The following is a 9,230-nucleotide window of genomic DNA, read 5'->3' on the forward strand; positions in this document are numbered from 1 at the left end:
TCATGACCGAACAACCCTTCCTCGGCCGCCGGGGATTCCTGCTGGGCGGAGCCGCCGTCGGCGCCGGCGCGCTGCTGGCCGGCTGCACGTCGAACACGCCCGCGAACTCGGAGTCCAACGCGCCGGTCGCGAACGCGGGCAACAACGCCCAGCCCGGAAAGCCGGTCACCATCGGCTTCTCCGCGCCGGCCGCCGACCACGGCTGGATCGCGGCGATCACCAAGAACGCCAAGGCCCAGGCGCAGAAGTTCACCGAGGTGAAGCTCAACGCCACCGAAGGCACCAACGACGTCAACCAGCAGATCTCCCAGGTGGAGACGCTGATCAACGCCAAGGTCGACGTCCTGGTGATCCTGCCCTTCGACGGCAAGGCGCTCACCTCGGCCGGGCAGCAGGCGATGGACGCCGGCATCCCGGTGATCAACCTGGACCGCGTCTTCGACACCCCGCTCGCGTATAGAACCTGGATCGGCGGCGACAACTACCGGATGGGCGTCAACGCGGGCAACTACCTCGCCGCGGAGCTCAAGAAGAAGAACGTCGCGAACCCGATCATCGGCGAGGTCGCCGGAATCGACTCGCTGCCGCTGACCCAGGAACGCAGCAAGGGCTTCGCGGACGCGCTCGGGCGGGCCGGGTTCAAGGTCGGGCCGCGGGTTTCGGCGCAGTTCACCTCGGAGTCGGGTGAGCAGCAGACCGCGAACCTGCTCCAGGGCGCGCCCAAGCTGGACGCGCTGTGGAACCACGACGACGACCAGGGCATCGGCGTCAACGCGGCGATCGACACCGCGGGCCGCAAGGAGTTCATCATGGTCGGCGGCGCCGGCTCGAAGAACATGATGAACCTGATCAAGGCCGACAGCTCGCCGATCAAGGCGACCGTGCTCTACAGCCCGTCGATGGCCTCGACGGCGATCGCCCTCGCGCGCCTGCTCGGGCAGGGCAAGGGGATCGGCGACCTCGCCGAGCACGACATCCCGGCCGAGATCACCACGTACTCCGCGGTGGTCACCAAGGAGAACGTCGACCAGTACCTCGACGTCGGCTTCGACTCCTGACCGAAGTCTTCCGCGGCTGTCGTGAGTGGTAATTCGGGTTAGAACCCTAATTACCACTCACGAGGACTTGCACCGAACGTATCAAAGGAGGGGTATGAGCCCGGCACGGGAAACCATCGGGATCGGGATGGTGGGCCACGCGTTCATGGGTGCGGTGCATTCGCACGCCTGGCGCAGCGTCCACCGGTTCTTCGACCCACCGCTGGTGCCGCGACTCGCCGTCCTCGCCGGTCGCGACGAGAAGCGGGCCGGTGACGCGGCGGCCAAGTTCGGCTGGGAGGCCGTCGAGACCGACTGGCGGAAGCTGATCGCCCGCGACGACGTCGGCCTGGTCGACGTCTGCACCCCGGGGGACAGCCACGCGGAGATCGCGATCGCCGCGCTGGACGCCGGGAAGCACGTGCTGTGCGAGAAACCCCTGGCCAACTCGGTCACGGAGGCCGAGGCGATGGCCGAGGCGGCGCGGAAGGCCCGGGAGCGCGGGGTCCGAGCCATGGTCGCGTTCAACTACCGCCGGGTGCCCGCGCTCGCGCACGCCAGGAAACTGGTCGCGAGCGGGGCGCTCGGCGAGATCCGGCACGTGCGGTCGGTCTACCTGCAGGACTGGCTGTCGGACCCGCAGGCGCCGATGACCTGGCGGCTCCGGAAGGAATCCGCCGGGTCGGGTGCGCTGGGCGACCTCGGCGCGCACATCGTCGACGCGGCGCAGTTCGTCACCGGCGAGACGATCACCGGGGTTTCCGCGCTGACGAACACCTTCGTGAAGCAACGGCCGTCCGAGACCGGCGGGACGGACGACGTGACGGTCGACGACACCGCGTTGTTCCTCGCCCGGCTGTCCGGGGGCGCCGTGGCGAGCTTCGAGGCGACGCGGTTCGCGCTCGGCCGCAAGAACGCGATGCGGCTGGAGGTCAACGGCTCGAAGGCGAGCCTGGCGTTCGACTTCGAGTCGATGAACGAGCTGCAGTGGTACGAGGGCGGCGGCACCGAGGCCGGTTTCCGCCGCATCCTCGTCACCGAACCCGAGCACCCGTACGTCGGGGTGTGGTGGCCGCCGGGCCACCTCCTCGGGTACGAGCACACGTTCACCAACGAGGTCGCGGACCTCCTGCAGGCCATCGGCACGGGCACCGATCCCGAGCCGAGCTTCGAGGACGGCCTGCGGGTCCAGCGCGTGCTGCACGCGGTCGAGGTAAGCGCTTCCGCTCAAGCCTCGTGGACCGAGGTGCCCCGATGAGCCGTCCGGTCACGCTGTTCACCGGCCAGTGGGCGGACCTGCCGTTCACCGAAGTCTGCAAGCTCGCCTCCGAGTGGGGGTACGACGGCCTCGAAATCGCCTGCTCCGGCGACCACTTCGAGGTCGACCGGGCACTGTCCGAAGAGGACTACGTGCCGGGACGGCTGGCGCTGCTCGCCGAGCACGGGCTCAAGGTGTGGGCGATCTCGAACCACCTCGTCGGGCAGGCCGTCTGCGACGACCCGATCGACCACCGGCACCGCGCGATCCTCCCGTCCCGGATCTGGGGTGACGGCGAACCCGAGGGCGTCCGGCAGCGGGCGGCCGCGGAAATGGCCGACACCGCGCGGGCGGCGGCGAAGCTCGGCGTCGACACCGTCATCGGCTTCACCGGGTCGAAGATCTGGCAGTACGTCGCGATGTTTCCGCCGGTCACGCGCGATGTCATCGTTGACGGTTACGAAGACTTCGCGTGTCGCTGGAACCCGGTCCTCGACGTCTTCGACGAGGTCGGCGTCCGGTTCGCGCACGAAGTGCACCCCTCGGAGATCGCGTACGACTACTGGACGACCAAGCGGGCTCTCGAGGCCGTGGACCACCGGCCCGCGTTCGGGCTGAACTGGGACCCGTCGCACTTCGTCTGGCAGGACCTCGACCCGGTCGGGTTCATCCTCGACTTCGCCGACCGGATCTACCACGTCGACTGCAAGGACACGAGGAAGCGCTTCGACGGCCGCAACGGCCGGCTCGGCTCGCACCTGGCGTGGGCCGATCCGCGGCGCGGCTGGGACTTCGTGTCCGTCGGCCACGGCGACGTCCCCTGGGAGGACTGCTTCCGGGCGCTGAACTCGATCGGCTACACCGGTCCCGTCTCGGTGGAGTGGGAAGACGCCGGGATGGACCGCCTCCGCGGCGCGGCGGAGGCGGTGAAGTACCTGCGCGAGCACCTGTTCGACCAGCCGTCGGCGGCTTTCGACGCGGCTTTCAGCAACCAGAGATGAGGGAGTTCCATGTGCGGTGACAGGCCAGAGCAGCACTCCCGAAGGACGTTCCTGAACGTGGCGACGGCGGCCCTCACGGTGGGGGCGGCGGCCATCGCGCTGCCCGGCACCGCGGACGCGGCCCAGGCCCGGCAGCGGGTCCCGATCGACAAGATCAGCATCCAGCTCTACTCGCTGCGGTCCCTGCTGCAGAACGACCCCGAAGGCACGCTCTCCGCACTGGCCGACATCGGCTACCGGAAGGTCGAGCTGGCCGGGACGTACGGCCGCAGCGCCGCCGAGTTCCGCGCCATCCTCGACCGCAACCACATCAAGGCGTCCTCGACGCACGTCGGCATCGACGGCGACCTGAACCAGACCATCGCCGACGCGAAGGTCCTCGGCAACCGCTCCGTCGTGGTGCCCTACGCGAACTTCGGCACCATCGCCGAGTGGGAGGCCTTCGCGGGCCGCATGAACACCGCCGGGGCGACCTTGAAGAAGGCCGGGCTCGCGCTGGGTTACCACAACCACGACCACGAGTTCGCCCCGATCGGCGGGGTGGTCCCGTACGACGTCCTCACGAAGAACACGAACAAGCGGGACGTGCACCTGGAGATCGACCTCTTCTGGGCGGTCAACGGCGGCGCGGACCCGGTCGAGCTGTTCCGGCGCAACTACCCGCGCGTGACCCAGTACCACGTGAAGGACCGGACCGCGGACGGCCAGATGGTCGACCCCGGCGCCGGCGTCATCAACTTCCCGCGCATCTTCGCCGCGTCCTGCCACAACATCGGCGAGTACATCGTCGAGCACGACCAGCCGGCCGACCCGCTCAACACCGCCAAGGTCGGCTTCGAATACCTCCGCACCGTGCGGTTCTGAGACCCCGGGGGAAATCCACATGCGAGTGTCACGTCGGTCGATGCTGGCCGGAACCGCCGCGGGGGTGCTCGTGCCCGCCATCGGCGTGGGCGCCGACTCGGCGTCGGCGGCGGGTCTGACCCGCAAGATCACGATCTACGCGGAAGCGCTTCCCGGCGGCCTCTACGGCTACGGCCTCGAGCCGGGCAAGGCCACGATCCCGGGACCGCTGCTGGAGATCTACGAGGCCGACACCCTCGAGATCGAACTGGTCAACCGGACCGACCAGCGGCTGTCGATCCACCCGCACGGCGTCAACTACGACACCGCGTCCGACGGCGCCCCGCTCAACGCGTCGTTCAACAACCCGGGTGAGACGCGGACCTACACCTGGAAGACGCGGACCCGCTACGAGGCGAGCGGCGGGTTCTGGATGCCGGGCAGCGCCGGCTACTGGCACTACCACGACCACGCGATGGGCACCGACCACGGCACCGCCGGCCTCGCGCGCGGGCTCTACGGCGGCCTGATCGTGCGCAAGCGCGGGGACCTGCTGCCCAGCAGGCAGTACACGGTCGTGTTCAACGAGATGATGATCAACCACAAGATGGCGCCCGACACCCCGATCCTCGAGGCGCGGCTCGGCGAGCGCGTCGAGTGGGTGTGCGTCGGGTACGGCAGCCTGCCGCACACGTTCCACCTGCACGGGCACCGCTGGGCCGACACCCGGACCGGGATGTTGAGCAGTGCCAACGACAACGTGCAGGCCGTCGACAACAAGAACCTCGACCCCGGCAGCTCGTTCGGCTTCCAGATCATCGCCGGCGAGGGTGTCGGGCCGGGGGTGTGGATGTACCACTGCCACGTCCAGACCCACTCCGACGGCGGGATGGTGGGCGTGTTCCTGGTCCGCAACGCCGACGGCAGCCTGCCGGACGGCGCGCAGGAGGCGCTCGACCGGTTCAAGCAGCACGACCATTCGGGGCACTCGATGACCCCGGACGCCCACACCCATTCTTAGGAGGGCAGTCATGAGGAGACGATGGTTCGGCAGGCGCGGGGCGCTCGTGCTCGCCATCGGGGCGGTGCTCGCGGCCGGGGCCCCGCTGATCGTGCAGCCGGTGGCCCAGGCGGCGCCCGCCGCGGTGAACGTCCCGGTCAACGTGCTGGTCTTCCACGGCGCGGCGGACGGCCAGAAGGACCCGGTGCTGCGCGCGGCGGACGCGATCGCGCGGCTGGGCTCGGACAACGGCATCACGGTGACGGCTTCGTCCGACCCCGCCGTGTTCAGCGCGGCGAACCTCGCGCGCTACCGCGGCGTGGTGTTCCTGTCCGCGCAGGGCGTCACGCTCAGCCGTGACCAGGAAGCCGCGCTGCAGGCCTACATGAAGGCCGGCGGCGGGTTCCTCGGCATCTCCGACGCGGCCCGCGCGCAGGACTCGTCCCAGTGGTTCACCGGCCTGATCGGCGCCCGCCCGGTCGGCGCGCGGCCGACCCCCGAGGCCGTGGCTTCGGTGACGGCCAGCGCGGAGAACCCGCCGAACGAGACCAAGGAGAAACTGGCCGACAACAACGAGAACACCAAGTGGCTGACGTTCGCGACGACCGGCTGGGCCGCCTACAAGCTGGCCACCCCGGTCGCGGTCAGCAGCTACTCGCTGGTGTCGGCGAACGACTTCCCGGGCCGCGACCCGAAGAGCTGGACCCTGCAGGGTTCGGCCGACGGGCAGGCCTGGACCGACCTGGACACCCGCACGAACGAGGTGTTCACCGACCGGTTCCAGACCCGGACGTTCACCTTCGCCAACACGACGGTCTACCCGAACTACCGGCTCAACATCACCGCGAACTCGGGTGAGCCGCTCATCCAGCTGGCCGACCTCAAGCTGTTCAAGGACACCTCGACGACCCCGCCGCCGCCCGAGCCGGCGCCGCAGCAGGCCGTCGTCGACGTCCTCGACGCCCAGCACCCGGCCACCGCCGGGCTGCCGCAGAACTGGACGCGCACGGACCGCTGGCTCAACTGGGAGTCCAACCCGGTCGGCACCGTCCACACGGTCGCGCAGGTCGAGGAGAAGGGCTACAACCCGGGGGTCGGCGCGAACGGCGCGTTCCACCCGATCTCCTGGTGCCGCGACTACGACGGTGGCCGCTCCTTCTACACCGGCATGGGCCGCACCGAAGGGTCGTACGGCGAGGCGCAGTTCCGGCAGCACCTGCTCGGCGCGCTGCGCTGGACGACCGGCATGGTGCGTGGCGACTGCCAGGCCGGGATCGCCGCGAACTACAAGGTCGAGCGGCTGACCGACAAGAACGCGGCCGGGCAGCTCGACCAGATCGGCGAGCCGCACGGCCTCACCATCGCCCCCGACGGCAAGGTGTTCTACATCGGCAAGGCGGCCTGCCCGACCGGGCCGATCGTCAGCTGGGACGACCCGAACGTCGGCCTCGGCTGCGGCACGGTCCACCAGTGGGACCCGGCCACCAAGAAGGTCAAGCTGCTCACGACGTTGCCGGTGATGGGCAACCGCGGCAGCGGTGACGAGCTGGTCAAGAACGAAGAGGGCCTGCTCGGGCTGACGCTGGACCCGAAGTTCACCGAAAACGGCTACATGTACGCCTATTGGATGCCGCACGCGTCGATCGACCGCGACAAGCGGATCGGCAAGCGCACGGTGTCCCGCTTCACCTACGACCTGGCGAAGCAGACGCTCGACCAGGCCACCCGCAAGGACCTGCTGTCCTGGGACGTCCAGATCCACAGCTGCTGCCACGCGGGCGGCGGCATGGCGTTCGACAAGGACGGCAACCTCTACGTCGGGTCCGGGGACAACAACTCCTCGGGCGGTTCGAACGGCTACTCGGGCAACAACTGGACGCTCGACTACAAGGGCATCTCGTTCCAGGACGCGCGCCGCACGGCGGGCAACACGAACGACCTCGACGGCAAGATCCTGCGCATCCACCCGGAGGCGAACGGGACGTACACCATCCCGCAGGGCAACCTCTTCCCGAACGGGCCGGCGGACAAGACGCGCCCGGAGATCTACGTGATGGGCGTCCGCAACATCTCCCGGTTGCAGATCGACCCGGTGCACAACTGGATGACCGCGGGCTGGGTCGGCCCCGACGCGTCTTCGCCGAGCCCGGAGCTCGGCCCGGCGAAGTACGAGACGGCGACGATCATCACCGAGGCGGGCAACCACGGCTGGCCGTACTGCATGGGCAACCGGCAGCCCTACCGCGACCGCAGCAGCACGAACGCCGCGGAGCTGACCGGCTGGTACGACTGCAACAACCCGGTCAACACCTCGCCGCGCAACACCGGCCTGGTGAACCTGCCGCCGATCAAGGACAACATGATCTGGTACTCGCCCGACGGCGGTGGCCCGGTCTTCCCCAACCGCCCCAACAGCTCCATCCCGACGTACAACGCGGCGGACGCCACCTACACCCAGCCCTACCTGCGCGGTGGCGGCCAGGCGGTCATGTCCGGGCCGACGTACCACCGTTCGCTGGTCAACACGAACAGCGGCGTGGCGTGGCCGGCGTACTGGGACAACAAGTGGTTCATCGGCGACGAGTCCAACTCCCAGAACCGGGTCGCGGTGACCGTCGACCCGGCGGGCGTGCCGACGCACCAGCCGCCGGTGTTCGCCGAGACGTTCCGCCAGATCATCCCGGGCGGCTCGGGGGACACCAAGGTGCAGAGCTGGATGGACGCCAAGTTCGGGCCGGACGGCGCGCTGTACGTCCTGGACTACGGCAACGGCTTCTTCTCCCTGGACGCCAACCAGAAGCTGCTGAAGATCAGCTACACCGGCGGAGCGCCGACCCCGGCGCCGGCCGCGTCGTCGACGCTGGTGCAGAACAAGGCGCTGACGGCGGCGTTCACCGGGTCGAAGTCCGGCGGCGTGTCCTACCGCTGGGAGTTCGGCGACGGCTCGGTGTCGACGCAGGCCGACCCGCGGCACACCTATCCGCGCACCGGCGTCTTCACCGCCAAGCTGACCGTGACCTACGCGGACGGCGAAGCGGTGACCACCCGGTCGGCGGTGAACATCGGCTGCGTGGTGGCCGATCCGAGTCCAGTGGTGACCTTGGGCGACACGATCACTAAGGTGGTGAACCGCAACGCGGGTGGCGGCTGCACGGTCGACGACTTCATCGACGACGAAGGCACGTGGAGCACGCACGCCGCGTTCGTCAACCACGTCGACCAGGCCACCGCGACGCTCAAGGAGCTCGGGGTGCTCAGCAAGGCCGAGGTGACCGAGCTGAAAACCGCGGCCAAGGCGTCCCCGATCGGGAATCCGGGCACCACCGGTTACGACGCGCTCTTCGACGGCACGGCGGAGTCGTTGCGCGGCTGGGAACAGGCGCCGTCGGGGCAGTTCTCCTTGCAACCCGACGGGTCGATCCGGTCGGCCGGCGGGCTGGGCATGCTCTGGTACGCCCAGCGGCAGTTCGGCGACTTCTCGGTGAAGGTCCAGTTCAAGGACATCGCCCCGGACACCTTCCGGGCCAACAGCGGGGTCTTCGTCCGGTTCCCGGACCCGCGGACGCCGCTGGAGCAGCGGCCGCCGGGCAGCTGCGGAACGGTCGGCTCGGCGCGGACGTCGCAGGCGTGGGTCGCGATCTACTGCGGTCACGAGATCCAGATCTACGACGGCGACAGCGGTGAGCCGCAGAAGACCGGGTCGGTCTACAACTTCGACCCGCGCCCGCTCGACCAGGCGGGCGCGCGGCCGAAGGGCACCTGGAACGAGTACGAGATCAAGGTCGTCGGGCAGCACTACACGATGATCCGCAACGGCGTGGTGATCAACGAGTTCGACAACACGCCGGGTCAGCAGTCCTCGCGCGCCGGGGACCCGCCGACCGACCTGCGGCAGTTCGTCAGCGGGTTCATCGGGCTGCAGAACCACAGCGACAACGATCTGACCGAGTTCCGCAACATCCGGGTGCGGCAGCTGTAGCACGGCCGCGGCGGGGGGGGGGGGGGGGGGGGGGGGGGGGGGGGGGGGGGGGGGGGACAGGGAGAAAGGCTCCCCCCCCCAACGAGGGTCTCTTGTCGTGTCCTGCATCCTC

The 9,230-nt window shown here is 69.3% G+C and carries 6 protein-coding genes; all 6 read left to right on the top strand.

Annotated features, from left to right (window positions below; translation table 11 throughout):
* The first annotated feature begins 2 nt into the window (after positions 1–2).
* Positions 3–1,058 (top strand): substrate-binding domain-containing protein, encoded by a 1,056-nt coding sequence (locus tag ACZ61C_RS22320; RefSeq protein ID WP_465309637.1) that lies wholly within the window; start codon positions 3–5, stop codon positions 1,056–1,058.
* A gap of 94 nt (positions 1,059–1,152) precedes the next feature.
* Complete coding sequence (locus tag ACZ61C_RS22325; protein WP_465309639.1) at positions 1,153–2,295, top strand: Gfo/Idh/MocA family protein; 1,143 nt, start codon at positions 1,153–1,155, stop codon at positions 2,293–2,295.
* Positions 2,292–3,296: a sugar phosphate isomerase/epimerase family protein gene (locus tag ACZ61C_RS22330; RefSeq protein ID WP_465309641.1), complete on the top strand. Its 1,005-nt coding sequence runs from the start codon at positions 2,292–2,294 to the stop codon at positions 3,294–3,296. Before ACZ61C_RS22325 ends, ACZ61C_RS22330 begins: the two co-directional genes overlap by 4 nt.
* Positions 3,297–3,305: 9 nt before the next feature.
* A complete protein-coding gene (locus tag ACZ61C_RS22335) occupies positions 3,306–4,160 on the top strand; it encodes a TIM barrel protein (protein WP_465309643.1) in 855 nt (284 codons plus the stop codon).
* A gap of 19 nt (positions 4,161–4,179) precedes the next feature.
* Entirely contained in the window at positions 4,180–5,160 is a 981-nt protein-coding gene (locus ACZ61C_RS22340; RefSeq protein ID WP_465309645.1) for a multicopper oxidase domain-containing protein, read from the top strand.
* Positions 5,161–5,170: 10 nt separating this feature from the next.
* Positions 5,171–9,118: a ThuA domain-containing protein gene (locus ACZ61C_RS22345; protein ID WP_465309647.1), complete on the top strand. Its 3,948-nt coding sequence runs from the start codon at positions 5,171–5,173 to the stop codon at positions 9,116–9,118.
* Positions 9,119–9,230: the final 112 nt, after the last annotated feature.

It is taken from the genome of Amycolatopsis sp. NPDC104587, assembly GCF_055583645.1.

Coding starts and splice junctions, on each gene's coding strand:
- ACZ61C_RS22345 (WP_465309647.1), top strand. CDS start 5,171: ATGAGGAGACGATGGTTCGGCAGGCGCGGGGCGCTCGTGCTCGCCATC.
- ACZ61C_RS22340 (WP_465309645.1), top strand. CDS start 4,180: ATGCGAGTGTCACGTCGGTCGATGCTGGCCGGAACCGCCGCGGGGGTG.
- ACZ61C_RS22320 (WP_465309637.1), top strand. CDS start 3: ATGACCGAACAACCCTTCCTCGGCCGCCGGGGATTCCTGCTGGGCGGA.
- ACZ61C_RS22335 (WP_465309643.1), top strand. CDS start 3,306: ATGTGCGGTGACAGGCCAGAGCAGCACTCCCGAAGGACGTTCCTGAAC.
- ACZ61C_RS22330 (WP_465309641.1), top strand. CDS start 2,292: ATGAGCCGTCCGGTCACGCTGTTCACCGGCCAGTGGGCGGACCTGCCG.
- ACZ61C_RS22325 (WP_465309639.1), top strand. CDS start 1,153: ATGAGCCCGGCACGGGAAACCATCGGGATCGGGATGGTGGGCCACGCG.